The organism is Micromonospora arida, assembly GCF_003857035.1.
GTDB classification, from domain to species: Bacteria; Actinomycetota; Actinomycetes; order Mycobacteriales; family Micromonosporaceae; genus Micromonospora; species Micromonospora arida.
In genome coordinates this window covers 1-26,248 of record NZ_QGSY01000216.1, presented here as the reverse complement: position 1 = coordinate 26,248, position 26,248 = coordinate 1, and the positions used below count along the sequence as shown (strand labels likewise).

31 protein-coding genes are annotated in these 26,248 nt (G+C 70.9%); 13 read left to right on the top strand and 18 right to left on the bottom strand.

Features of this window, described 5'->3' with window-relative positions; genetic code table 11:
* Positions 1-40: 40 nt before the first annotated feature.
* From DLJ58_RS20840 to DLJ58_RS20820, 5 genes are all read right to left on the bottom strand, one after another.
* Positions 41-1,714 carry a glycoside hydrolase family 13 protein gene (locus DLJ58_RS20840; RefSeq protein WP_124858698.1) on the bottom strand — a complete coding sequence of 558 codons (1,674 nt, stop codon included), beginning with the start codon at positions 1,712-1,714 and terminating at the stop codon, positions 41-43.
* 30 nt (positions 1,715-1,744) lie between these two features.
* Positions 1,745-2,791, bottom strand: coding sequence for a LacI family DNA-binding transcriptional regulator (locus DLJ58_RS20835; protein ID WP_124858697.1), 1,047 nt, complete (start codon positions 2,789-2,791; stop codon positions 1,745-1,747).
* A 69-nt stretch (positions 2,792-2,860) separates the two neighbouring features.
* Positions 2,861-3,829 (bottom strand): carbohydrate ABC transporter permease, encoded by a 969-nt coding sequence (locus DLJ58_RS20830; RefSeq protein ID WP_124858696.1) that lies wholly within the window; start codon positions 3,827-3,829, stop codon positions 2,861-2,863.
* 1 nt (position 3,830) lies between these two features.
* Positions 3,831-4,877, bottom strand: a complete 1,047-nt coding sequence (locus tag DLJ58_RS20825; RefSeq protein WP_124858695.1) for a carbohydrate ABC transporter permease — start codon at positions 4,875-4,877, stop codon at positions 3,831-3,833.
* Between the two features lie 70 nt (positions 4,878-4,947).
* Positions 4,948-6,294: an ABC transporter substrate-binding protein gene (locus DLJ58_RS20820; RefSeq protein ID WP_124858694.1), complete on the bottom strand. Its 1,347-nt coding sequence runs from the start codon at positions 6,292-6,294 to the stop codon at positions 4,948-4,950.
* Between the two features lie 277 nt (positions 6,295-6,571).
* On the opposite strand from DLJ58_RS20820, the gene DLJ58_RS20815 reads away from it, so the two are divergent.
* Positions 6,572-7,318, top strand: coding sequence for a M23 family metallopeptidase (locus tag DLJ58_RS20815; RefSeq protein WP_244219057.1), 747 nt, complete (start codon positions 6,572-6,574; stop codon positions 7,316-7,318).
* A 51-nt stretch (positions 7,319-7,369) separates the two neighbouring features.
* Here DLJ58_RS20815 and DLJ58_RS20810 read toward each other — a convergent pair whose 3' ends face one another.
* From DLJ58_RS20810 to DLJ58_RS20795, 5 genes are all read right to left on the bottom strand, one after another.
* Positions 7,370-7,864 carry a TspO/MBR family protein gene (locus DLJ58_RS20810; RefSeq protein ID WP_124858692.1) on the bottom strand — a complete coding sequence of 165 codons (495 nt, stop codon included), beginning with the start codon at positions 7,862-7,864 and terminating at the stop codon, positions 7,370-7,372.
* A 172-nt stretch (positions 7,865-8,036) separates the two neighbouring features.
* Positions 8,037-8,180: a GPGG-motif small membrane protein gene (locus DLJ58_RS34105; RefSeq protein WP_007464364.1), complete on the bottom strand. Its 144-nt coding sequence runs from the start codon at positions 8,178-8,180 to the stop codon at positions 8,037-8,039.
* Positions 8,171-8,947 (bottom strand): metallophosphoesterase family protein, encoded by a 777-nt coding sequence (locus tag DLJ58_RS20805; protein WP_124858691.1) that lies wholly within the window; start codon positions 8,945-8,947, stop codon positions 8,171-8,173. The genes DLJ58_RS34105 and DLJ58_RS20805 overlap by 10 nt, the downstream gene beginning before the upstream one ends.
* A gap of 9 nt (positions 8,948-8,956) precedes the next feature.
* Positions 8,957-9,229: a hypothetical protein gene (locus DLJ58_RS20800; RefSeq protein ID WP_124858690.1), complete on the bottom strand. Its 273-nt coding sequence runs from the start codon at positions 9,227-9,229 to the stop codon at positions 8,957-8,959.
* Positions 9,226-9,810 carry a nucleotidyltransferase family protein gene (locus tag DLJ58_RS20795; protein WP_091405683.1) on the bottom strand — a complete coding sequence of 195 codons (585 nt, stop codon included), beginning with the start codon at positions 9,808-9,810 and terminating at the stop codon, positions 9,226-9,228. Before DLJ58_RS20795 ends, DLJ58_RS20800 begins: the two co-directional genes overlap by 4 nt.
* A gap of 182 nt (positions 9,811-9,992) precedes the next feature.
* Here DLJ58_RS20795 and DLJ58_RS20790 point away from each other — a divergent pair, with 182 nt between their 5' ends.
* Positions 9,993-10,661 (top strand): dTMP kinase, encoded by a 669-nt coding sequence (locus tag DLJ58_RS20790; protein ID WP_124858708.1) that lies wholly within the window; start codon positions 9,993-9,995, stop codon positions 10,659-10,661.
* Here DLJ58_RS20790 and DLJ58_RS20785 read toward each other — a convergent pair.
* Positions 10,646-11,338, bottom strand: coding sequence for an SDR family NAD(P)-dependent oxidoreductase (locus DLJ58_RS20785; protein ID WP_124858689.1), 693 nt, complete (start codon positions 11,336-11,338; stop codon positions 10,646-10,648). The two genes, DLJ58_RS20790 and DLJ58_RS20785, sit on opposite strands and share 16 nt — an antisense overlap.
* Before the next feature lie 157 nt (positions 11,339-11,495).
* Here DLJ58_RS20785 and DLJ58_RS20780 point away from each other — a divergent pair, with 157 nt between their 5' ends.
* The 4 genes from DLJ58_RS20780 (at position 11,496) to DLJ58_RS20765 (ending at position 15,807) form a co-directional block, all read left to right on the top strand.
* The gene (locus DLJ58_RS20780) at positions 11,496-12,512 is read left to right on the top strand and encodes an NAD-dependent epimerase/dehydratase family protein (RefSeq protein WP_124858688.1); all 1,017 of its coding nucleotides are present in this window, start codon (positions 11,496-11,498) and stop codon (positions 12,510-12,512) included.
* Positions 12,513-12,587: 75 nt separating this feature from the next.
* A complete protein-coding gene (locus tag DLJ58_RS20775) occupies positions 12,588-13,502 on the top strand; it encodes a MurR/RpiR family transcriptional regulator (RefSeq protein ID WP_091405675.1) in 915 nt (304 codons plus the stop codon).
* Positions 13,499-14,440, top strand: coding sequence for an N-acetylmuramic acid 6-phosphate etherase (gene murQ, locus DLJ58_RS20770; protein ID WP_124858687.1), 942 nt, complete (start codon positions 13,499-13,501; stop codon positions 14,438-14,440). Before DLJ58_RS20775 ends, murQ begins: the two co-directional genes overlap by 4 nt.
* Before the next feature lie 377 nt (positions 14,441-14,817).
* The gene (locus tag DLJ58_RS20765; RefSeq protein ID WP_124858686.1) at positions 14,818-15,807 is read left to right on the top strand and encodes a sigma-70 family RNA polymerase sigma factor; all 990 of its coding nucleotides are present in this window, start codon (positions 14,818-14,820) and stop codon (positions 15,805-15,807) included.
* Positions 15,808-15,879: 72 nt separating this feature from the next.
* Here DLJ58_RS20765 and DLJ58_RS20760 read toward each other — a convergent pair whose 3' ends face one another.
* The gene (locus DLJ58_RS20760; protein WP_124858685.1) at positions 15,880-16,857 is read right to left on the bottom strand and encodes a C40 family peptidase; all 978 of its coding nucleotides are present in this window, start codon (positions 16,855-16,857) and stop codon (positions 15,880-15,882) included.
* Positions 16,858-17,358: 501 nt separating this feature from the next.
* Between DLJ58_RS20760 and DLJ58_RS20755 the strand changes: the two genes are divergently transcribed.
* Complete coding sequence (locus DLJ58_RS20755) at positions 17,359-17,880, top strand: DUF6232 family protein (RefSeq protein ID WP_124858684.1); 522 nt, start codon at positions 17,359-17,361, stop codon at positions 17,878-17,880.
* A 51-nt stretch (positions 17,881-17,931) separates the two neighbouring features.
* On the opposite strand, the gene DLJ58_RS20750 is transcribed toward DLJ58_RS20755, so the two are convergent.
* Both DLJ58_RS20750 and DLJ58_RS20745 read right to left on the bottom strand, forming a co-directional pair.
* Positions 17,932-18,261: a DUF3817 domain-containing protein gene (locus DLJ58_RS20750; protein ID WP_124858683.1), complete on the bottom strand. Its 330-nt coding sequence runs from the start codon at positions 18,259-18,261 to the stop codon at positions 17,932-17,934.
* Between the two features lie 25 nt (positions 18,262-18,286).
* Positions 18,287-18,709, bottom strand: a complete 423-nt coding sequence (locus DLJ58_RS20745) for a hypothetical protein (RefSeq protein WP_208741238.1) — start codon at positions 18,707-18,709, stop codon at positions 18,287-18,289.
* Positions 18,710-18,843: 134 nt separating this feature from the next.
* On the opposite strand from DLJ58_RS20745, the gene DLJ58_RS20740 reads away from it, so the two are divergent.
* From DLJ58_RS20740 to DLJ58_RS20730, 3 genes are read left to right on the top strand one after another with little or no spacing between them, the layout of a single operon-like run.
* Positions 18,844-19,179: a DUF6158 family protein gene (locus tag DLJ58_RS20740; RefSeq protein WP_124858681.1), complete on the top strand. Its 336-nt coding sequence runs from the start codon at positions 18,844-18,846 to the stop codon at positions 19,177-19,179.
* Positions 19,179-19,517 carry an SRPBCC family protein gene (locus DLJ58_RS20735; RefSeq protein WP_124858680.1) on the top strand — a complete coding sequence of 113 codons (339 nt, stop codon included), beginning with the start codon at positions 19,179-19,181 and terminating at the stop codon, positions 19,515-19,517. The genes DLJ58_RS20740 and DLJ58_RS20735 overlap by 1 nt, the downstream gene beginning before the upstream one ends.
* 53 nt (positions 19,518-19,570) lie before the next feature.
* Positions 19,571-20,113, top strand: a complete 543-nt coding sequence (locus DLJ58_RS20730) for a DUF1360 domain-containing protein (protein ID WP_124858679.1) — start codon at positions 19,571-19,573, stop codon at positions 20,111-20,113.
* A gap of 56 nt (positions 20,114-20,169) precedes the next feature.
* On the opposite strand, the gene DLJ58_RS20725 is transcribed toward DLJ58_RS20730, so the two are convergent.
* The 3 genes from DLJ58_RS20725 to DLJ58_RS20715 form a co-directional block, all read right to left on the bottom strand.
* A complete protein-coding gene (locus tag DLJ58_RS20725; RefSeq protein WP_124858678.1) occupies positions 20,170-20,364 on the bottom strand; it encodes a hypothetical protein in 195 nt (64 codons plus the stop codon).
* A gap of 40 nt (positions 20,365-20,404) precedes the next feature.
* The gene (locus DLJ58_RS20720) at positions 20,405-20,638 is read right to left on the bottom strand and encodes a hypothetical protein (protein ID WP_386997473.1); all 234 of its coding nucleotides are present in this window, start codon (positions 20,636-20,638) and stop codon (positions 20,405-20,407) included.
* Positions 20,639-21,073: 435 nt separating this feature from the next.
* Positions 21,074-22,168: a 3-deoxy-7-phosphoheptulonate synthase gene (locus tag DLJ58_RS20715; RefSeq protein ID WP_124858676.1), complete on the bottom strand. Its 1,095-nt coding sequence runs from the start codon at positions 22,166-22,168 to the stop codon at positions 21,074-21,076.
* Positions 22,169-22,441: 273 nt separating this feature from the next.
* Here DLJ58_RS20715 and DLJ58_RS20710 point away from each other — a divergent pair, with 273 nt between their 5' ends.
* Positions 22,442-22,660 (top strand): hypothetical protein, encoded by a 219-nt coding sequence (locus tag DLJ58_RS20710; RefSeq protein ID WP_091405628.1) that lies wholly within the window; start codon positions 22,442-22,444, stop codon positions 22,658-22,660.
* On the opposite strand, the gene DLJ58_RS20705 is transcribed toward DLJ58_RS20710, so the two are convergent.
* Positions 22,627-23,376, bottom strand: coding sequence for a phosphodiesterase (locus DLJ58_RS20705; protein WP_124858675.1), 750 nt, complete (start codon positions 23,374-23,376; stop codon positions 22,627-22,629). The genes DLJ58_RS20710 and DLJ58_RS20705 overlap by 34 nt on opposite strands.
* A gap of 103 nt (positions 23,377-23,479) precedes the next feature.
* Between DLJ58_RS20705 and DLJ58_RS20700 the strand changes: the two genes are divergently transcribed.
* Complete coding sequence (locus DLJ58_RS20700; protein WP_124858674.1) at positions 23,480-24,769, top strand: M16 family metallopeptidase; 1,290 nt, start codon at positions 23,480-23,482, stop codon at positions 24,767-24,769.
* Positions 24,766-26,103: a M16 family metallopeptidase gene (locus DLJ58_RS20695; RefSeq protein WP_124858673.1), complete on the top strand. Its 1,338-nt coding sequence runs from the start codon at positions 24,766-24,768 to the stop codon at positions 26,101-26,103. Before DLJ58_RS20700 ends, DLJ58_RS20695 begins: the two co-directional genes overlap by 4 nt.
* Positions 26,104-26,248: the final 145 nt, after the last annotated feature.

The window sequence follows — 26,248 nt, the reverse complement described above, 5'->3', positions numbered from 1 at the left end:
CGCGAGTACCGCTCGGCGGGGCGGGCCGGTCGGTGCGAGATCAGCCTCGCAGCCAGACGGTCACGTCGGCCGGGACCGCGCCGTCGTCGTCCAGGGGCGCGCTGGCGGCGAGCACCTCGGCACCGGCCGGCAGCGGCACCGGGGCGGCACCGAAGTTGGTCAGCACGGTCAGCTCACCGTTGCGGAAGCTCAGCACCTCGTCGCCGGAGGACAACCACTCCAGGGTGCCGCGACCCAGACCGTGTGAGCGGCGCAACCGCAACGCCGTGCGGTACAGCTCGTACGTGGAACCGGGCACGTCGCGTTGGCGGTCCAGCGCGTACTCCGCCCAGAGGGCAGGCTGCGGCAACCAGCTCGCGTCGGTCGGCCCGAAGCCGTACGACGGGGCGTCGGCCTCCCACGGGATCGGCACCCGGCAGCCGTCCCGGCCGCGCTGGGTGTGCCCACTGCGGGCCCAGGTCGGGTCCTGCCGGGCCTCGTCGGGCATGGTGGTGTGCTCGGGCAGCCCCAGCTCCTCACCCTGGTAGAGGTACGCCGAGCCGGGCAGCGCCAGCATCAGCAGGGTGGCCGCCCGGGCCCGGCGCAGACCGAGGGCGGCGTCCGGCTGCGGGTCGCCGATGCCGATGCCGTTGGGGCGTACGGTGCCGACCGGCAGGCCGAGCCGGGAGGCGTGCCGCACCACGTCGTGGTTGGACAGCACCCAGGTGGTCGGCGCGCCGACCGAGTCGGTCGCCTCCAACGAACGGGTGATCACCGCGTACTGGGCCGGTGCGCTCCACGAGGCGAGCAGGTACTCGAAGTTGAACGCCTGGTGCATCTCGTCCGGGCGGACGTAGCGGGCCAGCCGCTCGGCCGGTTCCACCCAGGCCTCGGCGACCAGCACCCGCTCGCCGGGGTAGCTGTCCAGGACCTGCCGCCACTGCCGGTAGATCTCGTGCACGCCGTCCTGGTCCCACATCGGCGGGCGGGGCTTGTCGATCTCGTTGCCGGAGAGGATCTCCTGCGGTTCCTGCCAGTCGGCCAGGTCGGCCTGCTTGATGAGGCCGTGCGCCACGTCGACCCGGAAGCCGTCCACGCCGCGGTCCAGCCAGAAGCGCAGCACGTCCAGGAACTCCGCGTGCACCTCCGGGTTGTCCCAGTTGAGGTCGGGCTGCCCGGTGTCGAACAGGTGCAGGTACCACTGGCCGGGCTGTCCGTCGGCGTCGACCGTCCGGGTCCAGGCCGGGCCACCGAAGACGCTCTGCCAGTCGTTCGGCGGCTGGTCGCCGGTCGGACCACGGCCGTCCCGGAAGATGTACCGCGACCGCTCCGCGCTGCCGGGCGCGGCCGGCAGCGCGGCCTGGAACCAGCGATGCGCCGAGGAGGTGTGGTTCGGGACCAGGTCGACGATCACCCGCAGGTTGCGGGACCGGGCCTCGGCGATCAACTTGTCCGCGTCGGCGAGGGTGCCGAACAGCGGGTCGATGTCGCGGTAGTCGGCCACGTCGTAGCCGGCGTCGGCCTGCGGCGAGGGGTAGAAGGGAGAGAGCCACACCGCGTCCACGCCCAGCTCGACCAGGTGGTCCAGGCGGGCGGTGATGCCGGGCAGGTCACCGATTCCGTCCCCGTCCGAGTCGGCGAACGAGCGGGGGTAGATCTGGTAGATGGCGGCCTCGGTCCACCAGCCGGTGGCCGGGTGACCGGAGGGGGTCTGCTGCGTCGGGTCGGTGTTCAGGGTCGTCTCCCGTGTTGCGGTGTTTGGATTTCAGTGTGCCCGGGGCGGTGCGGTCGAATCCCGGACCACCAACCGAGTGGGCAGGACCACCGGAGTGTCGCAACCGGCGCGCCGCTGACTGACGATGGGGCCCGGCGGTCGGGCCCCGAGCGGGTCGAGCAGCATCTGGGCGGCCAGCCGGCCCTGCTCGGCGGCGGGCTGGGCGACAGTGCTGAGCCCGAGCACACCGGCCAGGTCGTGGTCGTCGATGCCGACCACGCTGACGTCCTGCGGCACCCGCAGTCCGACGTCGCGCAGGGCGGTCATCGCGCCCATCGCCATCTCGTCGCAGGCGGCGACGATCGCGGTCGGTGGCTCGCCGCGGGCCAGCAGCTCGGCGGTGGCCCGGTTGCCGCCGTCGATGGTGAAGGTGGACTCGATGTCCAGGGTGGGGTCGGGTCGCAGGCCGGCGGAGCGCAGCGCCGCCTGGTAACCCCGACGTCGGTCGAGGTGGGTGGTGAAGGCCAACTCGTCGTCCGGGTCGCCGGAGATGTGGGCGATCCGGTGATGGCCGAGGTCGATCAGATGCTTGGTCGCGACCCGCGCGGCCGCCACGTCGTCGATGCGTACGCACGGCCAGTTGGGCACCCTGCTGCCCGAGCTGATGGTGACGCCGGGCAGTTCCAGTGTGGCCAGCGCGGTCAGGTCGGCCGGGCGCAGGGGCGTGGCGACCAGCATCATGGCGTCCACCCGCTTGTGCAGGTTGGCCGTACGCAGGACCCGCTGGCGGACCTGCTCCCGGCCGCCCAGGTTGTAGAGCAGCAGGTCGTAGCCGGACTGGTGGAGGTACTCCTCGACCGCCTCGACGACGGTGCTGAAGAACCAGCGGGTGATCCGGGGGACCACCACGGCGACCGTGCCGGTCCGGCCGCCGGCGAGCCGGGACGCGCTCGGTGAGACCTCGTAGTCGAGTTGCTCGGCGGCGGCGAGTACCCGGCGTCGGGTGGCGGCCGAGACCGTCGGTAGTCCGCGCAGCGCCCGCGAGACGGTGGCCGTGGACACGCCGGCCAGCCGGGCCACATCATCGATCCTCGTCACGGTTTCCCCCGCTCGGTGCCCGGAGCGTCCGCCGCCGCCCGAGGGGCCAGGCGGCGGCGGACGCGCGGGTCAGCCCTTGACGCTGCCGGCGAGCAGACCTCGCACGAAGAAACGCTGCAGGGACAGGAACACGATGAGCGGTACGACGATGCTGACGAACGCACCGGCGGTGAGGCGCTGCCACTCGTTGCCTCGGGTGCCGGCCATCTCGGCGAGCCGGACGGTCAGCGGGGCGGTCTCATCGCCGCCGCCCGCGAAGATCAGCGCCACCAGCAGGTCGTTCCAGACCCAGAGGAACTGGAAGATGCCGAACGCCGCCAGCGCTGGGGTGATCAGCGGCAGCACGATGGTGCGGAAGATCTTCGGGTGGGTGGCCCCGTCGACCCGGGCCGCCTCCATCAGGTCCCCCGGCAGTTGCGAGATGAAGTTGTGCAGCAGGAACACGGCGAACGGAAGCGCGAAGCAGGTGTGGGCGAACCACACCTGGGCGAACTTCTGCTCGTCGACCAGGTCCCAGGCCGGCATCAGGGTGACGCCGCCGAGGCTGACCCCGGTGGAGAAGAACCTCAGCAGCGGCACCAGGGCCATCTGCAACGGCACGATCTGCAACGCGAAGATCGCGATGTAGACCCAGTCCCGGCCGCGGAAGTTGATCCACGCCAGCGCGTACGCGGCGAGGCACGCGAAGGCGAGCGGGAAGAGCACCGACGGGATGGTGATCGCCAGCGAGTTGATGAAGGAACCGGCGAGCTGCCCGGAGGACGACGAACGCCCGAACAGGACCTGCTCGTAGTTCTCGAAGGTGAACTGCGGGTTGGTGAACGAGGTCCACCAGCCGGTGGTCTTGATCTCGTCCTCCGGTCGGAGGGAGGAGACGAGCAGGCCGAAGGTCGGGATGGTCCAGACCACCGCGATGACGATCGAGACGAGCGTCGCGGTGCGGCTGTTCAACCGCTTGCGGACCCGGCCGGCCGTGGTGGTCGGGGTGCCGTCGGTCTTCTGGGTGCCGGCGGCGACGGTGGGCGTTGCGGTGGTCATCTCAGCCCTCCCGCTGTTGACGGAGGTTACGGACCTGGTAGATCACGACCGGGATGACCAGGAGGAAGAGGAAGACCGCGAGCGCGGAACCCCGCCCGTTCTCGCTGTACCGGAACGCCTGGTTGTACATCTCGTTGGCGATCACGCTGGTGTCGTAGTTGCCGTTCGTCGAGGTCCGGACGATGTCGAAGACCTTGAGCGTGGCGATCGTGAGGGTCACCATCACGACGATCAGCGCCGGTCGGATGCTCGGCATGGTGATCTGCCAGAACATCTGCCACGGGCTGACACCGTCGAGCCGGGCGGCCTCGACGATGTCGCCGGGGATCGCCTTGATCGCGGCGGAGAGCACCACCATGGCGAAGCCGGCCTGGATCCAGACCATGATGACGATCAGCAGCAGCGTGTTCAGCGGCGATTCGAGCAGCCACTGCTTGGGCTCACCGCCCAGGCTGACCACGATCTGGTTGAGCAGACCGATCTGGTCGCCCTCACCTCGGTAGGCGTAGACGAACTTCCAGATGATGCTGGCGCCGACGAAGGAGATGGCCATCGGCAGGAAGATCAGTGACTTGGCCACGGCCTCGAAGCGGGCCTTGTCCACCAGTACGGCGTAGATCAGGCCGAAGCCGGTCGCCACCAGCGGGACCAGGAGCACCCAGATCAGGGTGTTGATCAGGACCCGGACGATCGCGTCGTCGGAGAACATCCAGCCGAAGTTGTCCAACCCCACCCACTCCGTGCTGGTCCTGTTCATCAGGGAGAGCAGCACGGTGCGGATGGCCGGCACGACCAGACCGATGGTGAGCAGCAGCAGCGTCGGCAGCAGGAAGAAGAGCGCGAAGATCCCCTCCCGCTGCTTGGGTCGACGGGGAAGTGGAGCACCACCCACCGAGGCGGCGACGAGCTGCGCCTCCCGTCGCCGGGCGAACCAGGCCGGCACCACGTCGAGCAGCAGTAGGAGACCACCCACCACCAGCACGAAGGCGACCAGCCCGTACATCAGCATGAGGAGCTTCGGCTGCTGATCGGCGAAGTCGAACTCCATCAACCCTCCCTTCCAGGTCCACCGCGGCCGGTGGCCCGGCCCGCGTCAGCGGACCGGGCCACCGCCGGGATCACTTAGGCCAGCTGCTCTCGATGCCCTGGAGCACCGGGGCGGTCGCCTTGCCGTTCAGCCACTCGACCATGCCCTTCCAGAACGTTCCCGCGCCGACGGCGGCCGGCATCAGGTCGGATCCGTCGAAGCGGAAGGTGCCCGTCTTGTCCTGGAGGATCTGGACGGAGAGCTTGTCGATCGGGCTGGCGACGTTGGCGATGTCCAGCTTGTTGTTCGCCGTCACCCAGTTGCCGAGCTTCGCGCGGCTGTTCACGTACTCCGCCGAGACGAGGTAGGTCTGCACGGCCTGGACCTCGGGACGGTCGGCGTAGCCGACGACGAACTCGCCTGCGCCCAGCACCGGCTTGCCCTTGGCCGGGTCGATGGCCGGGAAGTAGAAGGCGAACGCGTCGCCGTCCTCGGCCACCTTGGTGCCCTCGGGGAACTGGTTGGCGTAGAACGACGCCTGTCGGTGCATCGCGCACTTGCCGGTGGTCACCGGCAGGCCCGCCTCCTGGAAGGCGGTGGTGGTGATGCTCTTGACGCCGCCGAAGCCGCCGTTGACGTACTTCTCGTTCTTGAGGATGCTGCCGGCGCGGTCGACCGCGTCGACGATCTTCGGGTCGTTGAACGGGATGGCGTGGGTGGTCCACTGGTCGTAGACCTCGGGACCCTGCGTACGCAGGACCACGTCCTCGATCCAGTCGGTGGCCGGCCAGCCGGTGGCGTCACCGGACTCGACGCCCGCGCACCACGGCTTCGTGCCGCTGGCGGCGATCTTGTCGCTCAGGGCGATGAGCTGGTCCCAGGTGGTCGGGATCTCCCAGCCCTTCTCCTTGAAGGTCTTCGGCGAGTACCAGACGAAGGACTTCACGTTGGCGCCGAGCGGCACGCCGTAGAGCGTCCCGTTCACGGTGCCGTACTTCAGCCAGTCGGCCGGCATGTTCTGCTCGGCGAGGGCCTTGGTGTCGGCGCCGAGGGACTTCAGCTTGCCGGCGTCCGCGAATCGCTTCACCAGGCCCGGCTGGGGCACGAAGGCGATGTCGGGGGCGTTGCCGCCGTCGACCCGGACGGGGAGCTGCGCCTCGAACTCGCCGCTGCCCTCGTAGTCGATCTCGATGCCGGTGCAGTCCTCGAACGTCTTCCAGGAGTTCCTGAGCAGGTCGGCCTCGGCGTCACGGATGGACGCGTAGATGGAGACCTTCTTGCCGTCGTGGCCCTCGTACTTGTCGTATGCGGCGCACTCCGCGGAGCCCGCTTTGCTGCTCTTCTTGTCGTCGCCGGTACCACAGGCGGTGGCGCTGAGCGCCAGCCCGAGTACACCGGCGATCACGAAGGCCTGGCGTGGTCTGGTAAAGACCGCCATGCCGTCCTCCTTCCTAGCCGGCGCGGTCGTGCTGGTGACCTGTCGCCGGTCCGATTGGGCGTGCACACATGTAAGCGCTTGCATCCGGCCCGGTCCACCCCCTGTCAGACACGAGCGAGTAACAATCCGGAAACCTGCGGTCTGCCTGGTGGGCGCGCTCCCGGGACAAGCTGAGGACTCTTTCGAAGATTGACGATATCTGTCAGGCTGGCCACCTCGGATCGAAGGTTTTCGACATAGGAGGAGCTGTATGCGAAAGCGGTGGATCAGCCTGCTGGTGACGGGTCTCTTGGTCGGGGGAGCAGTGGCGCCGGCGACACCCGCGCTGGCCGCGCCGACCTTCAGGGTGCCGTTCCCGTGCGGGCAGACCTGGTCCGGGCAGACCCGGTCGGACCACAGCCCGGCCTACGCGGTCGACTTCAACCGCACCGACGACTCCGGCGACCCGGTGGTCGCCAGCGCACCCGGCACCGTCGACCGGGTCACCGACCTCGGCGGCACCAGCTACGGCAAATACGTCCGAATCAACCACGGGGGCGGTTACAGCACCTACTACGCGCACCTCAGCGGCTTCAACGTCTCGGTCGGGCAGACGGTCGGGTACGGCAAGGTGATCGGCTGGGTCGGCAGCACCGGGGGATCGACCGGCCCGCACCTGCACTACGAGCAGCGCCTCAACGGTGCCGACATTCAGGTCCGCTTCAACGGCACCCTGGCGCTGTACTGGGGCACCAAGAGCTACACCAGTGGCAACGGGTGCTCTTCGGGCAGCGGCAACGGCACTGTCGACACCAGCGGCACGCCGCTGACCGTCCGTTCCGGCCCCGGCACCGGGTACGCCTCGGTGGGTACCGTCGCCGACGGCACCCGGGTGACCATCGCCTGCCAGACCAGCGGCACCACGGTCACCGGCACATACGGCACCAGCTCGATCTGGGACCGGATCGGCTCCGGCCGGTTCATCGCGGACGCGTACGTGTACACCGGCTCCGACGGATACATCCCCGGCGTGCCCCGCTGCTGACCCGGTGACGGCCACGGTCCCCGGCGGACGCCGCCGCCGGGGACCGTGCGGTCAGTTGTTCAGCTGCCAGATCGACAGGTTCAACGCGGCGGCGAAGGTGACCCAGGCCCAGTACGGCAGCATCAGCGCCGTCGCCACCCGGGACACCCGGGCGAACAGCACCACGGTCAGGCCGATCGCCAGCCACATCAGCACGATCTCGGCGAACGCCAGCCCGTACTGCCCCGCGCCGAAGAACAGCGGGGTCCAGATCGCGTTGAGCACCAGTTGGGCGGTCCACGCCCAGAGGGCGGGGGAGAAGCCGACCCGGCGCCAGACCAGCCAGCCGGCCACCGCGATCAGCGCGTAGAGCAGCGACCAGACCGGGCCGAACAGCCACGACGGCGGGGCCCAGCTGGGCTGCCGTAGGTTCGCGTACTCCGCGGTGGTGCCCTGCACGCCCAGCCCGCCGATCGCGGCGGCCACGAAGACCGCCGCCGCGAAGCCAGCGAGGGCCCACCACGCTCGCCGCCCGGAGGTCGCCGGCGCGTCCTGAGACATCTCCATCGTCGAGATATTTCCCATCGGGGTCGGATCAAACCGCCGAGCGGGAGGGTGGTTCACGGGGCCGGCCAGCCACGAAAAAGCGCCGGGATCGCCACGGCCGATGCTTCTGTCGGGAGGACGAAGCTTCGGTCGCGGCGACCCCGGCGGGTCCCGGTGTCGAGGCGTATGAGCGCTAATTGAAAATGCTGACGCCACCCGGGCCGACCAACAGCCCGACGACGATGAGGACGATGCCCCACAGGATCTGCCGGCGGAACAGCGCGAGGATGCCGGCGACCACGAGTACGACTGCGAGAATCCAGAGAATCAGCTCCATGACCTCTGACTACCCGACTGGCCGATCGGGGAAACCTGGTCGGTGTCGAGTTGATCGCCAACGTGGAAGACGCTGTACGCCTGCTTGATCACCGGGTGCGCGACGTTGCGGACTCGTACCCCGCCGGGGGTAGTGCCGCGTTCGGTGCCGGCGTGCGCGTGCCCGTGCACGGCCAGCGCCGTGGGCGCCGAGTCGATCGCCTGCCCCAACTGGTACGACCCCAGGAACGGGTAGATCTCCAACGGCTCGCCGACCAGCGTGTCCGGCACCGGCGAGTAGTGCGTGAGCGCGACCAGCATGTCGCAGTCCAGTGAGCGCAGCGCCGCACCGAGCCGGTCCGCGCTGTCGGTGGTGGTCCGCACGAAGGCCTTCATCTCCGGCTCGCCGAAGTCACTGGCGCACCGCCCGGCGAACCCGCCGCCGAAGCCCTTGACGCCGGCGATGCCGAGCCGGCCACCCGCGCAGTCCAGCACGACGCCGTTGCCCTCCAGCACGGTGATGCCCGCGTCCTCCAGCACCTTGACCACCTGTGGCACCTGGTCACACTGGTGGTCGTGGTTGCCCAGCACGGTCACCACCGGTACGGCCAACCCACCGAACTCCTCTGCCACGCAGCGCGCCTCGGCCTCGGTGCCGTGCCGGGTCAGGTCACCGGCCAGCAGCAGCACGTCGGCGCACTCCGGCAGCTCCTCCAACGCCGGTCGGAACCGGCCGACCACGTCCTCGTCCAGATGCACGTCGCCCACAGCGGCAAGCCGGATCACCATGGAACCTCCTCAGGGCAGTTGCTCGATCTCCGTGGGCGCCTGGGCGCCGATCACACCGATGTCGCTGGTGATCGGCACGTCCGGGAAGCGCTCGGACACCCGACGCAGGATCTCCTCCCGCCGGTGCGGGCTCTCCACCTCGCCGTAGAGCACGAGGGCGCGTTCGCGGCGAACCACTGTGATCCCCTGTTCGGCGACGGCGGGGTCCTCGACGAGCAGCCGTTGGATCTCCGCCTCGACGTACTCGTCCGGTGGGTCGGCACCGATGTCGCGATCGGTCACGATGTCCCCTCTCCTGGCTGGGTGCCGGCTGCCGGCACCACCTCCAGCCGGTCCAGCAGCACCAGGAACGCCTCGGCGTACGGCGAGTGCTGCGTCTCCTTGCGTACCCGTTCCCAGTCGATCTGCTCCCGCAGCGAGCGGGCCAGCGGCAGCCCGCGGGCGAAGTCGCAGTAGTGCTGGGAGAAGCTGAGCAGTTTGTGCACCATCAGCTGGGTCGCGGACAGCACCGGCATGTGAATCGCGTCCACCGGTCGGATGACCGTGTCGGCGAACGTCTCCTCGGTCACCGGCGTCTCGATCGGCCGGTGGATCAGGTCCACCATCCGGCCGTCGTCGAAGACCTTCACCAGCCAGTCCTCCGGTGGACGCTCGGCGACGAAGCCGGCGGCCACCAGGGCCTCCAGTGCCTCTTCCACGTCGGCCTCCCGGATCAGGAAGTCGACGTCGTGATCACTGGAGTGGCCCCCGTGGGCGTAGACCGCGAAGCTGCCGCCCAGGGCGAACGGAATCTCGGACTGCTTGAGCACGGCGGCGACCTTCTTGAGGGTGTGCACAAGACTCTCGTCTCCGCGCTCAGCCATCTGGTTCTCCCGTCGTCGTGTTGGTGGACCGGCGGTTGGATTTCGAACTCCGGTACCCGGCATTCCGGTCGTCCACACCTGCTGGTGTCTCGGTCGGGCGTCAACAGGGATGAAGCACCACAAACCTCGCGGACCAGGTGCGCGGGTCGGATAACCTGTGGAGAGTGGCCAGATCATCGGGGATGCGACGACGCAAGGCCCGATTGCGCACCGTCGCCCTGATCGGGATCGACGGTTCGGGCAAGACCACGCAGGCACACCGGCTGGCCGACGCGCTGAATGCCGCCGGACGCCCCGCCACCTACCGCCGCAACGCCAGTGGCCGCCGCTGGCTCGGCCGACTCGCCCAACGCCTCGGCCGACCGGACGCGCAACGGCTCGTCGGTCGCGACGGCGTGCTGGCCGTGGAGTCGGTGCTGCGCTGGCTGGCCATCGCCATCGCCCTGCTCAGCTGTCTGCTCACCGGCCGGACGGCGGTGATGGACCGCTACTCGGCCTGCCAGTACGCGAGCATCCGCGCGCACGGCGGGCAGCGCTGGGAGCGGCTCGCCCGGGCCGGCTACCGGCTGTTCCCGACGCCGCAGGTGACCTTCCTGCTCGCCGTCGACCCGGCGGAGGCGTACCGGCGCATCGAGAAACGCGGTACCGACCACGAGACGATGGGGTGGCTGACCGCCGCCGACACCGCCTACCGGGCACTGCCCGAGTACCCCAGCTTCGTGCTGGTGGACGCGGGCCGCCCGGCCGAGGAGGTGACCGAGCAGATTCAGGCGCACCTGGAGACCTGGCTTCCGCCGTCCGCCTCGGGCGGAGAGGACGTCGGCCCTGTGGTGGCTCAGGCCCGCCCGTAGACCGGCACGGTGGCGCCACTGGTCGGGGCGGAATCGGCCGACGCGAGGAACCGGATCACCGGCGCGATCTCGGCCGGGGTGACCCAGCGGGAATGGTCGGCGTCGGGCTGGGCCGCCCGGTTCGCCGGGGTGTCGATGACGCTGGGCAGCACGGTGTTGCAGCGCACGTTCTGCGACCGGTACTCCACCGCGACCGCGTTGGCGAAGGCCAGAACCGCCGCCTTGGCCGTCGAGTAGCCGGCCGCACCGCGGAACGGGTTGACCGCCGCGCGGGCCGAGACGCAGACCACCGCGCCGCCGCCGGACGCCACCAGGTGCGGCAGCGCTGCCTGGGTGACCAGGTAGGTCGGCCGCAGGTTGACGGTGAGCATCCGCTCGAACTCCTCGACCGGGGTCTCGTGCACCAACCCGCCGCTGGCGTACCCCCCGACGAGGTTGACCACCGCGCGCAGCGGCGCCGCCGGTTCGCCGGCCGCGGCCTCGACCGCCTGCGCCGCGCCCGCCGGCTCGCCCAGGTCCGCGACCACCCGGACCAGTCCGGCCGCCGCCGGCTCCGACCCGGGCCGGGCTTTCCGCTCCGGTACGACCACCCGCCAGCCCGCCTCGACGAACGCGGTGACGACCGCCCCGCCGAGCCCGCCGGAACCCCCGGTCACCAACACGCTGCGCTCTCCCATACGCCCCACGCTAGTGCCCCCGCCGCTTCGAGCCCCTCCGTCGATCATGACGTTGTTGCCGTGACACGCCGAGCTGAGTGGCAACAACGTCATGATCGCGGTCTGCCGTGGGCAGATTGGTTGGGACGTTCGGCCCTCGGGGGCGCAGGATCGGCGGATGCGCATCCTCATTCTCGGTGGCACCCGGTTCCTCGGTCGGGCGACGGCACGGCTCGCCGTCGAACAGGGGCACGAGGTGACCTGTGCGGCCCGGGGCGTGTCCGGGGCGGTGCCGGCCGGGGCGCGGTTCGTGGCGGCCGACCGCGATGACCCCGAGTCGCTCGTCCCGCTCGCCGCCGCGGGCTTCGACGCCGTGGTCGACGTGACCCGCCAGATCAGCCACGCCCGGCACGCGCTGGACGCGCTCGCCGACCACGTCGGCCACTGGTCGTTCGTGTCGACGATCTCGGTGTACGCGGACAACACCACCCCGGGCCAGAGCGCCGCGGACGCGCCCGTGCTGCCGGCCGCACCGGCGGACGTGGACGGTCCGGTCGGCCCGGACCACCGCTGGTACGGCGAGTGCAAGGTGAGCATCGAGGAGCTGGTCCGGGAGCGGATGGGCGTGGATCGTTCGTTCATCTGCCGGGCGGGGCTGATCGTCGGCGCAGAGGATCCGAGCGATCGTTTCCCGTACTGGGTGCGGCGGCTGTCGGCCGGTGGTGAGGTGCTGGCCCCCGGGCACCCGACCGATCGGGTGCAGTTCGTGGACGTCGCCGATCTGGCCGGTTGGCTGTTGCACGCCGCCGGCACCCGCCTCGGCGGCACGTACGACGGCAGCGGTCCGGCGATGTCCCGGGCCGAGATGTTGGCCGGGGTGGCCGCCGGGCTGGGCATCGCCGATCCGGCCTTCACCTGGGTCGACCAGGAGTTCCTGCTGTCCAACGACGTACGCGAGTGGTCGGGGGAGCGGGCGCTGCCACTCTGGGTGCGGCTGCCGGAGACCGCCGGCCTGATGGACCGGGACGTCCGAGCGGCCCTGGACGCCGGTCTGACGATCCGTCCGCTGGCCGACACCGTTCGGGCGACCGCGTCCTGGATGACCGCGCACCCGGCGGCCGTCCGGCAGGGTGGACTCGACCCGGCGGATGAGGCGGCGATCCTGGGGAAGTGGCAGGCTGTGCGGGACCGGTGATCCCGGCGATCGAAGTTTCCCCCACCTCGGACAGTCATAGTTGACGCTCACGCCTGGTGAAAGTAAGTTTCATCCGTGGCGAAGAGTGCGAAGATTTCTGCGAGTCACGAGCCCGGTGGGCTGATCGTCCACATCAGCGGGCTGTTGCCGTCGCTGTCGCCCGCCGAGCAGCGGGTCGCCCGGTTGGTGGTCTCCGACCCGGCGGCCGCCGCCCGTCGGACGATCACCGACCTCGCCACCGCAGCCGAGACATCCGAGGCGACCGTCATCCGGTTCTGCCGTTCGGTGGGCATGGACGGTTACCCCCAACTGCGCATCCGCCTCGCCGCCGAGGCCGCCCGCCGGATCGAGCCACCGGACGCCCGAGTGGTCGGCGGTGACATCCCGCCCGGCGCCGACCTCGCCCAGATCATCGCCACCATCGCGTTCAACGACGCCCGCGCCGTCGAGGAGACCGCCGAGCAACTCGACCCCGCCGTCTGCGAGCAGGTGGTCGAGGCGATCAGCGGTGCCGGTCGGATCGACATCTACGGCGCCGGCGCCAGCGGGTTCGTCGCCTCGGACTTCCAGCAGAAGCTGCACCGCATCGGCCGGATCGCCTTCTACTTCCCCGACGTGCACACCGCGCTGACCTCTGCAGCCCTCCTGGGCCGGGGGGACGTGGCGATCGGCATCTCGCACACCGGCACCACCTCCGACGTGATCGAGGTGCTGGAGCAGGCTCGTACCCGTGGTGCCGCGACAGTGGCGCTGACCAACTTCCCGCGCTCGCCGATCACCGACGTGGCGGACTTCGTGCTGACCACGGCGGCCCGGGAGACCACCTACCGCTCCGGCGCGACGGCCAGCCGACTGGCCCAGCTCACCGTGGTCGACTGTCTCTTCGTCGGGGTGGCCGCCCGCAACCGGGCCCGGGCCCGCAAGGCCCTGGAGGCGACCGCCGAGGCGGTTCAGTCGCACCGGGTGGGTGCCAACCGGAGGCGGGCATGACGGCCGGTGCGGAGATGCCCGCACGGCCCGCTCGCCCCACGGTCCGGGTGGGTGCCCCCACCGAACGGCGTAACCCGCTCAGCGTCGACCTCGACCTGATGTCGACCCGGGACGTGCTCACCGTGATCAACGAGGCGGACCGGCGGGTGCCCGCTGCGGTCGCCGCGGTGCTCGACGAGATCGCCACCACCGTCGACCTGGCGGTCGCGGCGCTTCGCGGCGGTCACCGGGTGCACTACTTCGGGGCTGGCACCTCCGGCCGACTGGGCGTGCTCGACGCGGCCGAACTGGCCCCCACCTTCAACTCGCCCCGACACTGGTTCTGCGCGCACCTCGCGGGAGGCCCGGACGCCATGTGGCGGGCCGTCGAGGACGCCGAGGACGACGACCGGGGCGGCGCGGTCGAAGCGGCCAGTTGTGTACGGGCCGGCGACCTGGTGGTTGGTCTGGCGGCCAGCGGACGCACCCCGTACGTCCTCGGGGCGCTTGCCTCGGCCCGTACCAAGGGCGCTTCGACCGTGCTGCTCTGCGCCAATCCGGAGGCGGAGGCCGCCCGGTCGGTCGACGTGTTCATCGGGGTGGACACCGGACCCGAGGTGGTCACCGGGTCGACCCGGATGAAGGCGGGCACAGCGCAGAAGTTGGTGCTCAACACGTTCTCGACCGCCGTCATGGTGCGCCTGGGGCGGGTCTACTCGAACCTCATGATCGATATGGTGGCCACCAACGCGAAACTCCGCGGACGAATGATCTCGATTCTGGTCGAGGCCACCGGTTGCTCGGAGGAGCTCTCCCGGCAGGCCCTCACCGAGGCCGACGGGGACCTGAAGACGGCGCTCGTCGCCCTCGTCTCGGGCGCCGAGATCGCCGCCGCCCGGGCCGCGCTGGCCCGCTCGGCCGACCAGGTGCGCGGCGCCCTCGCCCTGCTCGCCTCATAGCGCCGCCCGCGCCGGGAAGCGAACCGTCCCTCGGATTGTTCATCTGGCCGGGGGGTAATAACACCCCCGTGAATGAACCGACCGGTCCACCGGTGCGTATCTGGCAGTGACCAGGATCGCATCGCGGTGGTGACCCGGGTCGCTGTGCCCCCACGGCGGGCGGTGTTGCCATGGTGCGGTAACCCGTACGTGGTGCCCAGTGGCGAGCCACCCGATGGGGTGCTGACAGCAAACATGGACCGTGCTCTCAGCTACTACTCAGGCATTCGTGACACTTTCGACTCACGACGAGGAATCCCCGACACGTCTCATCTGTTGTGTAGGTGTCAGCACCGATCGGCACAGCAGAAGTTACCAGGGGCTGACAGGTGTGGGGAATGGCAAGGAACCGGGCAACCGGCGCGAGCGAGGGGACCGTGGGCAACGTGGACAAGAACATCGGCATGCGAACCGACGAGGTTGCCGAGGAGCGCGACCTGGTCGGCGTCTACCTGCACGAGATCTCCCGGACGCCACTGCTGGACGCCGCCAAGGAGGTCGATCTCTCCAAGGCGATCGAGGCCGGCCTCTACGCCGAGCACCTGCTCGGTGAGGAAGCCCTTCCCGCCGGTGTCGACCGGGCCGACCTGGAATGGCTGGTCGTCGAGGGGGAGCGGGCGAAGGACCTATTCATCCGCGCCAACCTCCGACTGGTCGTGTCGATCGCCCGACGGTACGTGCGTTCGGGGATGCCCATGCTGGACCTGATCCAGGAGGGCAACACCGGCCTCGTCCGGGCGGTCGAGAAGTTCGACTACGAGCGCGGCTACAAGTTCTCCACCTACGCCACCTGGTGGATCCGGCAGGCGATCAGCCGGGCGATCGCCCAGCAGGAGCGCACCGTCCGTCTACCGGTGCACCTGGTGGAGGACGTCAACCGGATGCGCAACGTGGCCCGGCAGTTGACCCGTGAGCTGGGCAGCGACCCGGAGCCGGAGCAGATCGCCAACGCCCTCGGCGTCACCGTCGAGCGGGTGAACGAGCTGCGCCGTTGGTCGCAGGACACCGTCTCACTGGACACCCCGGTGGGCGACGACGGCGACACGAACCTCGGTGACCTGGTCGCCGACAGTGACGCGCCGTCGCCGGAGGACATCGTCCTCAGCGGCCTGGAGCGGCAGCGCATCGAGGGGCTGCTCAACCACCTCGACGACCGGTCCGCCGGCATCATGCGGGCCCGCTACGGGCTGGAGGACGGCCGGGAGCACTCGCTCACCGAGGTGGCGTCCCGGTTCTCGCTGTCCCGCGAGCGGATCCGGCAGCTGGAGATCCAGGCCCTCGGCCGGCTCCGCGAGCTGGCTCGTGCGGAGGGGCTGCAAGCAGCCTGACCTGGTAGTAATGACGGCGAACGGCCGGCGTCCGATAGGGGGACGCCGGCCGTTCGCCGTTTGCGGTCGTGGTTAGCGGACCCGGCCGTAACCCTGGATGGACATCATGTTCATGCCACGCTTGAGCACGTTGCGACCGGCGCTGGGCGCGTCGATCACCTGACCGTCGCCCACGTAGAGGGCGACGTGCCCGAGCCCGCTGTAGAACACCAGGTCACCGGGGCGTAGTTCGCCCCGCCCGATGTGGGCCACCGCGCTCCACTGCATCCGGGTGTTGTGCGGAAGGGACTTCCCGGCCGCCCGCCAGGCCGCCGAGGTCAGGCCGGAACAGTCGTAGCCGTTCGGCCCGTCGGCCGCCCAGATGTACGGCTTGCCGATCGCGCCGAACGCGTAACGCACCGCGGTGCCGGCAGCACCGGACACGGCGGGCACGTTCTTGGCCTCGGTCGTCGCCGCCTTGGGCTCGGGTCGCTCGGTGGCGGCCCCGTACGCCTGCCGGCGCAGCTCGTACAGCTTGGCCAGGTCCTGCTCGATCTGCTTCTTACCCGCGGCGAGCTGACGAGCCTGCGCGGCCTGCCGGGTCAACGTCGCGCCCAGGCGGGCCTTCTCGTCGAGCAGCCGCTGCTGGTCGGCCGTGAAGCCGGAGATGCGCTCCTGCCGCTGGCGGGTCAACTGCTCGATCGTGCCGAGCCGGTCCAGCAGCGCGGCCGAGCCGCCCGGGCGCAGCAGGGCGTCCGCGGTGCGCAGGCCGCCACTCTTGTACGCGGTGGAGGCGAGCTCCGCCACGTCGGCCCGGCTCTGCTCGACCTGCTGTTCGAGCGGGCTGATGCGGGTCTGTAATCGGGCCACGGCGGCCTCGTTTGCCTTGATCTCCTCACGCAGCTTGTTGTACGACTCGACGACCCGCTCCAACTCGGCCGAGGACGTCTCGATCCGGCGGGTCAGGTCGGCGGGGGACGGCTCGGCCTGGGCCACCGCCGTCGGGGCGATCAGCGCGGCCGACATGCCGACCAGCGCCACGGTGCGCAGCAGATTTCTCAGGGATGACAAGAGCGGAAGGCCCCTCTCCCACGGCCGCCGGGGCTGCTGACGCCCTCGACGACACCGGCCGGGGCCATCCGGGCGGACGGCACTGGGCCGGACCGGCTCGCCCAACCTAACCCGGGACGGTTGTCGCTCGCAGTTGAAGCAGGGGTGAAAGTTGGGGGAGTTGCCGGTCGGGCCGGTGGGTTGGGTGGCGTCATCGTGGCTGATGACGCCTCAGAACGAGGAAACAATGCCCCTTTCGCGAGCTAATGACGGATATACGACTTTCGTCGTTCCGGGCGTATGCCGCCGGAGCCCTGGCCGCCATAACCGATAAAACCTGAAATGGATGCTGTTTCTCGGCGATGTCACCCAGGCGTGACGAGCTGTCGGGACCCGGTAAATGCCCAGGTCGACTGGCGGGGCCGCAACACAATGAAGTCCGGAGCCGGGAATCCCGTCGACAGCCAGCGATGACTGTCGCCAGCGGGCCCACTCGGCCAACCGTCCCCTTCGGGAGGAACCGTGAATCGTGAAGGCGCAAAGACGCGACCGCCGCGAACGGTGCCGGGCGCCCGGTCGACCCTGCTGTACGCGAGGCCCGGCATCATCGTGACCGTCGACCGGTTCACCGTCGGTCGGAACAGCTACCGGGTCGCCGACCTGACCCATCTGCGTACCACCCGGGGTCCGCACGACCGGATCGCCGTCCGGGCCGTGGTCATCACCGCCAGCATGCTCGGCGGTGTGGGGGTGCTCCTCGGCTTCACCGGCGGTCTGCAACGCCTCACCGCCGAGGCGTACCTGATCCTCGGCGCGGTGCTCCTGCTCCCGGCCGCTCTCGCCCTGGTCGGCGATCGCTGGCGCCCACCGCCGCACGAACTGTGGGGGTGGTACCAAGGCTCGGAGGTGCTGCTGTTCAGTGCCGACGACGAACGGCAGTTCGGCCAGGTCACCCGGTCGCTGCTGCGGGCCCGGGAGGTCAACCGCTACGGCGGTTGGGTCGACCCGCTCGCGGAAGCGGACCCGTGGCGGCCCAACCGTTGACCCGACGGCGGCGGGCCGGAGCCGCGTCGGCCCACCGGCCGCTCAGCAAGCTCAGCGGGCGACCGGCTCCGGAGCCCGTTCCTGCTGCGGCGCGGCCACCCAGGCGCTGACCCGGCGCTCGGCGTAGAACGAGACGAACGGCACCGTGCCGGCCAGCATGACCAGGATCATCCGCTTCAGCGGCCAGTCGGCCCGGCGGCTGAGGTCGAACGCGGCCGCCAGGTAGACCATGTAGAGGAAGCCGTGCGCCTGACCCACTGTCTCCACCACGACGGGGTTGTCGAACGCGTACTTCAGTGGCATGCCGATCACGACCAGCAGGATCAGCACCACGCCCACGATCCAGGCGATCACGCGGTACCGGGTAAGGGCAGCGCCCACCTTCGTCCGTCCTTCCGAGCCCGGCTCAGCCGGGATAGTCACCGGGCCGGGCGCCCGGATTGGCGTTCAACCATGACAGGTAGTGGTTGTAGGCGGCCAGGTCGGTGTCCTCGACGACATCGCCGGTGGCCGGCACCCGGGACACCCGCACCGGGCGGCGTACCGCCGGTCGGGACCCGGCGGCGACCGTTGGCGCGGGCTCGACGGCCGGATCCGCCGGCGGCGCGTCGGCCTCCGCCGCCTTGCGGCGGGCCAGCTTCACCTCACGCCACCAGACGTAGACCACGAAGCCGGCGAAGATCGGCCACTCGACCGCGTACCCCCAGCTCAGGCTGTTGCCGGCCGCGGCCCGGCTGATCTGCCACCAGCCCAGCCCGAGGAAGCTCACGACCAGCACGACCATGGCCACGTGGCGTGCGATCCACGCCGGGGTCCAGAGCCGCCTCATGTCATTGAGGGTACCGGGGGCGCTGCCGGTCTCCGACACCGTGTCGTAGTCGTCGCCTCGCGGGCTTGGTTTGGCATCACCACGCCTGGGCAATCGTCTAGACGCCAGCCCAAACGAGATCAAGGGGGGCGGTCATGACCGGATCGGTACGTGAGGACGACTTTGCGTCCAGCGGCAGTGCGGATATGAGCCCGGAGCAGCGGGTGCCCGAGTGGGGCGGCGATCAGCTCGCCGACCCGGCTGGCGCTTCCGGCCTCGACGGCGACCTCGGCATCGACCCGACGGAGCTGACCGACGAGGACCTGATCCGCGAGATGCACAGCCTGCACCGAACCCGCCTGGACACTCTGCGGCACGCGGCGGACTCCGCACTCGCGAACCATCTCCGGCGCACGGCGGAGCTGGAGACCGAGTACCTGGCCCGACACCCGGGTCGTGAGGTCGATCCCAGCCGCCTGCGGGACGCCTGATGGCGGCCCGCGCCGTGCGCGGCATGTCCGCGCCACCCGAGGTGGTCTTCAACACGGCCACCGACCCCGACCGTGCCTCGGCCTGGCTGCCGGAGCCGCTGCGCGGCGACGGCAGCCCCGCTGCGGAGATCAGTGGCGAGGAGCTGCGCGCCCGCTGGGGCGACGGCGACACCGACGACTGGTCCGCCGAGATCCGGGTGGAGCCGGCTGATTCCGGTGGCGCCCGGATCCAGCTCGACCTGGCCGACGGGTCCGGCGGGCCCAGTCTGGACCAATTGGCCGACGAAGCGCTCACCAACCTGGTACGCGAGGTCGCCGACAACCTCCAGGCCGGCTGAGCCGGCCGCGCGGGACGCCGTTCCCGTACCACCACGACACGTGAGGAGATCGGGTGAGCGACACTGGCCTGCGGCAGAAGGCGGCCCGGCTGCGCCGGGCGTACGCGCCGCACGAGCACCGGCCGCTCGGCGGCTACCTGGTGGCGATGGGCGCCTACGCCGGGGTGACCGGAGCTCTCGCCGGCCTGGTCAAGGCGACCGGCCGACCGGTGCCGGAGCGTCCCGCGCCGTCCGACGTGGTGCTGCTCTCCATCGCCACGCACAAGCTGAGTCGGTTGCTGTCCAAGGACGCGGTGACCAGCCCGTTGCGGGCGCCGTTCACCCGCTACGACCGTCCGATCGGCAGCGGCGAGGTGATGGAGCAGGTCCGCGACTCGGGCAGCCCCACCCGGCACGCCATCGGCGAGCTGCTGAGCTGCCCGTTCTGCCTGGCGGTCTGGGTGGCCACCGGGCTGACCGGTGGCCTGGTGCTCGCGCCCCGGCTCACCCGCCTGGTGGCCACCGCGCTGACGGCGGTCGCCGCGTCCGACTTCCTCCAGATGGCGTACGCGACGGCGCAGCAGGCCGCCGAGGGTGGGCACCAGGACGACGACTGACGAACAGGACACGAGAAGGGGGGCCGGCGCATGCCGGCCCCCCTTCTGCGTACGTCTCAGCGCTGCATGCCGGACCAACCGTGCGGCGACTCCGGCTCCCGTTCGTCCTCGTCCGCCCCGGTGATGATGTCCCGATCCACCGCCGTGCGGTCGTGCTCGTTGGCGAAGTCCGGCTCGGGCGTGGTGTCCCTGCCCTTCGGGGGCTGACCCAGCGCCGGCACCGTCTCGTCGTGGTCCTCGTGGTGCGTCATGTCGTGTCCCTTCTGCGGTCGCTGACTCGATGGCAGGCGCTCAGCCGATGGAACCGCCCAGCAGGTCGCTGGCCTCGTCCACCGCGTACTCACCCTCGGGAAGCGCGTCGATGCGGGCGAGCAGGTCCGGTGGAAGCTCGGCGGCCACCGCCCGGCGATAGATCTCCGCCTGGGTGACCCGCTCCTGCGCCCGGAAGATCTCGTCGAGCAGGTCGTCGAGGGCCTGCGTGTCCGGCTCGTCGGCCACGGATGCGTCGTCGGTCACGTCGATCAGCTACCCGGGGCGGAATCGGTCAAACGTCACCCCGGACCGGTGGCGGCCTGCGCTCTCGGTCGATGGCCCCGCGAACCCTCCTTTGCTCTGCACCCGCCCAGGCGACAGTCACGCTCGGTAGGTGGTGCACGGACGGGTGCAGAGCAAAGGAAGGCAAAGAGGTAGCGCGGGCGAGGGTGATGTTGCTCGGCCCTCTCGGCCGGGCCGGGTCCGCCGGGGCTCGCCCAATACAGACAGCGCCGCCCCCGGCCTTGTGGGCCGGGGGCGGCGCTGGTGTCGGTGTGCAGGTCGCCTCTCGGCGAGTGGCACTACGCGGCTCCAGCCGGACGGTATTCCGCGAAGGCTATTAGGTGAGGCCCGGGGACACTGGACACACCGACACCCCTGTCAACGAGCCGACCCCCGCTCGTGTTCCGCGGGTCGCGGTGTCGGCGGTCACACCGTCGTCGGCAGGGTGGCCCGACGGGCCCGCACCGCGGAGGCGAGGTGGTCGAGCACCTCGGCGGTGTCGTCCCAGCCCAGGCAGGCGTCGGTGACCGACCGGCCGTACTCCAGCTCCCGGGTCGGGTCGAGCTCCTGCCGGCCGGGCAGCAGGAACGACTCCAGCATCACGCCGGTGATCCCACGCTGGCCGGCGGACAGCTGGGCGGCCACGTCCGCGGCGACCAGCGGCTGGTTGCGGTGGTCCTTGCCGCTGTTGGCGTGGCTGGCGTCGATCACCAGCCGCTCCGGCAGGTCGGCGGCGCGGAGCAGGTCGAGCGCCCCGGCGACCGACTGGGCGTCGTAGTTGGGCCGGCCGCCCCCACCGCGCAACACCAGGTGTCCGTCGGTGTTGCCCCGGGTGTGCATGATCGCCGGAGTGCCGGAGAAGTCGATGCCGGGGAAGACGTGCGGCACCCCGGCGGCGCGGATCGCGTCCACGGCCGTGCCGATGCTGCCGTCCGGGCGGTTCTTCATGCCGATCGGCATGGACAGGCCGGAGGCGAGCTGACGGTGCACCTGGCTCTCCACGGTGCGGGCACCGATCGCGCCCCAGGCCACCGTGTCCGCGATGTACTGCGGGGTGATCGGGTCGAGGAACTCACAACCCACCGGCAGGCCGAGGCGGAGCACGTCGAGCAACAGCGCCCGGGCCAGCCGCAGACCGGTGTTGACGTCCCCGCTGCCGTCCAGGCCGGGGTCGTTGATCAGGCCCTTCCAACCGACGGTGGAGCGCGGCTTCTCGAAGTAGACCCGCATGACGATCAGCAGGTCGTCGGCGAGCCGGTCGGCTGCCGTCCGAAGACGCTGCGCGTAGTCCAGGGCGGCGGCCGGGTCGTGCACCGAGCAGGGACCGACCACCACCAGCAGGCGGTCGTCCTCGCGGTCCAGCACGCGACCGACCGCGCGGCGGCCCGTCAACACGGCCGACGCGAGCGGGGCGTCCAGGGGCAACTCGTGGTGCAGCAGGGCGGGCGTGGTCAGCGGCACGACACGGTCGATCCGCTGATCGCTGACCCGATCGGTCTCCGGGGTCGTCACGGTGGGCATCCTTCCGCCGACCGTGCCCGGGGCCGGTGCCCGGGACGAGCCGGCTGCTCGTACGCAAAAGGGCAGGAACGACAGCTCCTGCCCAGCCGGCTCGGTCCGTGGTGACGTCAGTTCATGGTGAAGTCACCGGCGTGCGAGCCGGCTGCCTAAACCATCGATAGGAACGCGTCACCGGGCCAGCGTACCCGACCGGACGCGGTCACCCGTCCTGTCGTCCCAAGATGCGGGGCGAAGATCGCGTGCCGGGGGTGCGGTCGGGGTAACAGGGGTGCCATGACACACGAGCAGAGCGATCAGGAGCGGGTGGAGTCCCGCGCGCACCACCTCCTGCCCGAGGAGGAGGCGGTGGGCAGCGACGACCCGGAGGCGCAGGCCGAGGCCATCCTCGCCGATTCGGACATCCGCGAGGCGGACCAGAACGCGGCACCGGACACGGTGCTGGAGCGTCGTACCTCGGATCAGACCGTGGTGGCGGTCGAACCGCCGGACTGAGCGGTCGCCCCGCGGGCCCGGCGCGACCCCCGGTAGGTCTGGTCGCGCAGCCAGGCGAGCGGACCTGCCACCCGCAGTCCGGGTGGCAGGTTGCGCACCGGGTCGAACGCGAGCGTCGCGTCCTCCTCGGCGCTGAGCTGGGCATCGAGGCTGACCTGCCCGACCAGCCGCCACGGCCCCACCGCCGACGCGACCGCGAGCACCAGGCACGGCGTGTCCGTCCGGGTCGCGGCGGCCGCCGCGGCCAGGCTGCGACCGAGGTCGGCCGAGTCGGGGTCGGCCAGGGCGGCCAGCCACAGGCGGCGCCGACCCGCGCGGTAGTACGTGATCGTGCTGTACGTGCCGGTGAAGCGGCGTCGGGGCAGCGGCAGGTTCCGCAGCACCGGGGCTGCGCCGCTGGAGCTGACCAGCAGGTCGAACGGCCGGCCGCCGTCGCGGTGCAGGCGCAGCGCGAGGCCCAGGACGTCGGGCCAACTGCCGGGCGTGGGCGTCCCCTTGGAGAGCCGGATGGTGGTCCGGTACCGGCTGGGGTGGTCCAGCAGAGCGACCCCGGTGGGCGGTCCGGGCGTACCCCAGATCACCGTCTCGCCGACGAACGAGTGACCGGCCGGATGCAGCAGCCGGCCGCGGCGCAGCCGGCCGAGTGCGGTGCTGGCGCGTACGACGGCGGTGGCGGCCCGGCCGGCGGACCGGGACGGAGGCGGGGTGACGGTCATTGCTCTCCGGTACCCCACGCGGCGGCTCCGATGCCGCCCGGGTCGGCTCGCCGACCGACCGCACGTCACCTTTCCGCCCCCGAGATCGGATAGCGTCGGGGGCATGCCCGACAGCGGTTACCCCTGGCCCATTCAGACGTCCCGACTGGACAACGGCCTGCGCGTGGTGGTGAGTGAGGATCGCACCGCGCCCGCCGTGGCCGTCAACCTCTGGTACGACGTCGGCTCCCGGCACGAGCCGGCCGGGCAGACCGGTTTCGCCCACCTCTTCGAGCACCTGATGTTCGAGGGCTCGGTGAACGTGGCGAAGACCGAGCACATGAAGCTGATCCAGGGCTCCGGCGGCTCGCTCAACGCCACCACCAACCCGGACCGGACCAACTACTTCGAGACGGTCCCGGCCGAGCACCTGGAGCTGGCGCTCTGGTTGGAGGCCGACCGGATGGGCGGCCTGGTCCCCGCCCTCACCCAGGAGACGCTGGACAACCAGCGGGACGTGGTGAAGAACGAGCGCCGGCAGCGCTACGAGAACGTGCCGTACGGCGACGCCTGGCTGCGGTTGCTGCCGCTGCTCTACCCGCCGGGGCACCCCTACCACCACGCGACGATCGGCTCGATGGCCGACCTGAACGCCGCCGACCTGGCCACCTTCCAGGCGTTCCACCAGACCTACTACGCGCCGAACAACGCGGTGCTCACCGTCGTCGGCGACGCCACCGCCTCCGACGTGTTCGCGCTCGCCGACAAGTACTTCGGCGCGCTGCCCGCCCGCGACGACATCCCGCCGGCACCGGACGGCCGCAGCGTCCCCGCCACCGGGCAGACGGCCGTCGAGTCGGTGAGCGCCGACGTGCCCGCGCCACGGGTCTACATCGCCCACCGCAGCTACCCGTTCGGCAGCCCGGGATACAACGTGATCACCGTGCTCGCCACCATCCTGGGCAGCGGCCGGGGCAGCCGGCTCTACCAGCGCCTCGCCGACGGCGAGCGGATCGCGCAACCGGACCTGGTCGGGGCGTACGGGGTGGACCTCGCCCACGCCCCGGCACCGCTGATCGCCACCGCCACCGCCCGCCCCGGAGTGAGCGCCGAGCGGCTGGCCGAAGGGCTGGCCGAGGTCGTCGACGAGTTGGCCACCGTGCCGGTCACCGCCACCGAGCTGGATCGGGCCAAGGCGTTGCTCAGCACCGGATGGTGGCGTCAGCTGTCCACCGTCGACGGCCGTGCGGACCTGCTCGGCCGGTACGCCACGCAGTTCGGTGACCCGGCCCGCATCGCCGAGCAGTTGCCGGCCCTGCTCGCGGTGACCGCCGAGCAGATCGCCGAGGCCGCCGCCGACGTGCTCGCCACCGACCGGGTGACCCTGACCTACCTGCCCGAGGAGACCTCATGACGCTGATCGCCGACCGTCCCGGCCCGGGTGCCGCCCGCCCGTACCGGTTCCCGCCGGTGGTCCGCCGCGCCGCGGCCGGTGGTCAGGTCGTCGCCGCGCACCTGCCGGGGCAGAACCTCGCCGTGGCCCTGCTGCTGCTCGACGTGGGCGCGGGTCAGGAGCCGGTCGGCAAGGAGGGCTTGTCCGGTGTGCTGGCCAAGGCGTTGGAGGAGGGGACCGCGCAGCGGGACGCCGCCGCGTACGCGCTCGCCGTCGAAGGGCTCGGCACCGCTTTGTCGACCGGTCTGGACTGGGACTCGTTCCAGGCCAGCGTGGTGATCCCGGTGGACCGGCTGAACGCCGCCGTGGAACTGCTCGCCGAGGCGGTCCGGACGCCCAGGCTCGACCCTGCCGACGTACGCCGGGTCCGCGACGACGAGGCGACCGCGCTCCGGATGGACTGGGCCAACCCCGGCCCGCGGGCCGACGCCGCGCTGCGCGCCGACCTGTTCGGCGCGCAGAACCGCTGGGGACGGCCGATGCACGGCGACCCGGAGTCGGTCGCCGGGTTGGACGTGGAGGACGTGACGGTCTTCCACTCGGAGTGGTTCCTGCGCCCCGGCACCCTGATCGTCGCCGGTGACCTGGACCGGATCGACTTGGACCAGCTGGCCGCCGCGGCGTTCGCCGGCACCGGTGGTGGCCCCGCCGAGCGGCGCGGTCCCATCGAGGTGCCGCTGCACAACGGTCGGCGGATCATCCTGGTGGACCGGCCCGGCTCGGTGCAGTCCACGCTGCGGCTGGGGCACCCGTCGCCACACCGAGGGCACCCCGACCACGTGCCGATGACGCTCGCCGGCACGGTGCTCGGCGGGGCGTTCACCTCCCGACTCAACCACCTGCTGCGGGAGGTGCACGGCTACACCTACGGCATCCGGGGCGACTTCGCCGCGTCGCGGCGGTTCGGTCGGTTCGCGGTCAGTTCCGGCGTGCAGACGGCGGTCACCGCGCCGGCCCTGGTCGAGGCGGTGGGCGAGATCACCCGTACCCAGGCGACCGGGGTGACCGAGGACGAGCTTGAGGTGGCCCGCTCCTGGCGGGCCGGGCAGCTGTCGGTCGAGTTGCAGAGCCCTCGGGCGATCGCCTCCGCGCTGACCACCCTGGTGGTGCACGACCTGCCGGACGACTACCACGCGCGGTTGCGCGAGTCGCTGCTCTCCGCCGACGTGGCCCAGGTCTCCGCGGCGGCAGCCACCCACCTGCACCCGGAAGCCCTCACCCTGGTCATCGAGGGCGACGCCGCAGTGATCCGCGACGACCTGGAGGCCACCGCCCTAGGAGATCTCCTCCCCTAACCCCCGGACAACGCCGTTGATCAAGAGGTTTGCGTCATCCGGAGCACGGTTCCTGACGCAAATCTCTTGATCGACAGCTGTAGGGCGGGATGTGAGGTGGGACCCGGGGGGTGGGAAAGGGGTCCCACCTCACATCCCGCCCTAC

Excerpts from the sequence above, each read along its gene's own strand:
- DLJ58_RS20745 (WP_208741238.1), bottom strand. The coding sequence starts at position 18,709 with ATGAGGCGGCTCTGGACCCCGGCGTGGATCGCACGCCACGTGGCCATG.
- DLJ58_RS20765 (WP_124858686.1), top strand. The coding sequence starts at position 14,818 with ATGGCAAGGAACCGGGCAACCGGCGCGAGCGAGGGGACCGTGGGCAAC.
- DLJ58_RS20705 (WP_124858675.1), bottom strand. The coding sequence starts at position 23,376 with ATGACCGTCACCCCGCCTCCGTCCCGGTCCGCCGGCCGGGCCGCCACC.
- DLJ58_RS20820 (WP_124858694.1), bottom strand. The coding sequence starts at position 6,294 with ATGGCGGTCTTTACCAGACCACGCCAGGCCTTCGTGATCGCCGGTGTA.
- DLJ58_RS20695 (WP_124858673.1), top strand. The coding sequence starts at position 24,766 with ATGACGCTGATCGCCGACCGTCCCGGCCCGGGTGCCGCCCGCCCGTAC.
- DLJ58_RS20790 (WP_124858708.1), top strand. The coding sequence starts at position 9,993 with ATGCGACGACGCAAGGCCCGATTGCGCACCGTCGCCCTGATCGGGATC.
- DLJ58_RS20715 (WP_124858676.1), bottom strand. The coding sequence starts at position 22,168 with ATGCCCACCGTGACGACCCCGGAGACCGATCGGGTCAGCGATCAGCGG.
- DLJ58_RS20700 (WP_124858674.1), top strand. The coding sequence starts at position 23,480 with ATGCCCGACAGCGGTTACCCCTGGCCCATTCAGACGTCCCGACTGGAC.
- DLJ58_RS20735 (WP_124858680.1), top strand. The coding sequence starts at position 19,179 with ATGGCGGCCCGCGCCGTGCGCGGCATGTCCGCGCCACCCGAGGTGGTC.
- DLJ58_RS20785 (WP_124858689.1), bottom strand. The coding sequence starts at position 11,338 with ATGGGAGAGCGCAGCGTGTTGGTGACCGGGGGTTCCGGCGGGCTCGGC.
- DLJ58_RS20830 (WP_124858696.1), bottom strand. The coding sequence starts at position 3,829 with ATGACCACCGCAACGCCCACCGTCGCCGCCGGCACCCAGAAGACCGAC.
- DLJ58_RS20710 (WP_091405628.1), top strand. The coding sequence starts at position 22,442 with ATGACACACGAGCAGAGCGATCAGGAGCGGGTGGAGTCCCGCGCGCAC.
- murQ (WP_124858687.1), top strand. The coding sequence starts at position 13,499 with ATGACGGCCGGTGCGGAGATGCCCGCACGGCCCGCTCGCCCCACGGTC.
- DLJ58_RS34105 (WP_007464364.1), bottom strand. The coding sequence starts at position 8,180 with ATGGAGCTGATTCTCTGGATTCTCGCAGTCGTACTCGTGGTCGCCGGC.
- DLJ58_RS20740 (WP_124858681.1), top strand. The coding sequence starts at position 18,844 with ATGACCGGATCGGTACGTGAGGACGACTTTGCGTCCAGCGGCAGTGCG.
- DLJ58_RS20810 (WP_124858692.1), bottom strand. The coding sequence starts at position 7,864 with ATGGAGATGTCTCAGGACGCGCCGGCGACCTCCGGGCGGCGAGCGTGG.
- DLJ58_RS20805 (WP_124858691.1), bottom strand. The coding sequence starts at position 8,947 with ATGGTGATCCGGCTTGCCGCTGTGGGCGACGTGCATCTGGACGAGGAC.
- DLJ58_RS20780 (WP_124858688.1), top strand. The coding sequence starts at position 11,496 with ATGCGCATCCTCATTCTCGGTGGCACCCGGTTCCTCGGTCGGGCGACG.
- DLJ58_RS20825 (WP_124858695.1), bottom strand. The coding sequence starts at position 4,877 with ATGGAGTTCGACTTCGCCGATCAGCAGCCGAAGCTCCTCATGCTGATG.
- DLJ58_RS20725 (WP_124858678.1), bottom strand. The coding sequence starts at position 20,364 with ATGACGCACCACGAGGACCACGACGAGACGGTGCCGGCGCTGGGTCAG.
- DLJ58_RS20795 (WP_091405683.1), bottom strand. The coding sequence starts at position 9,810 with ATGGCTGAGCGCGGAGACGAGAGTCTTGTGCACACCCTCAAGAAGGTC.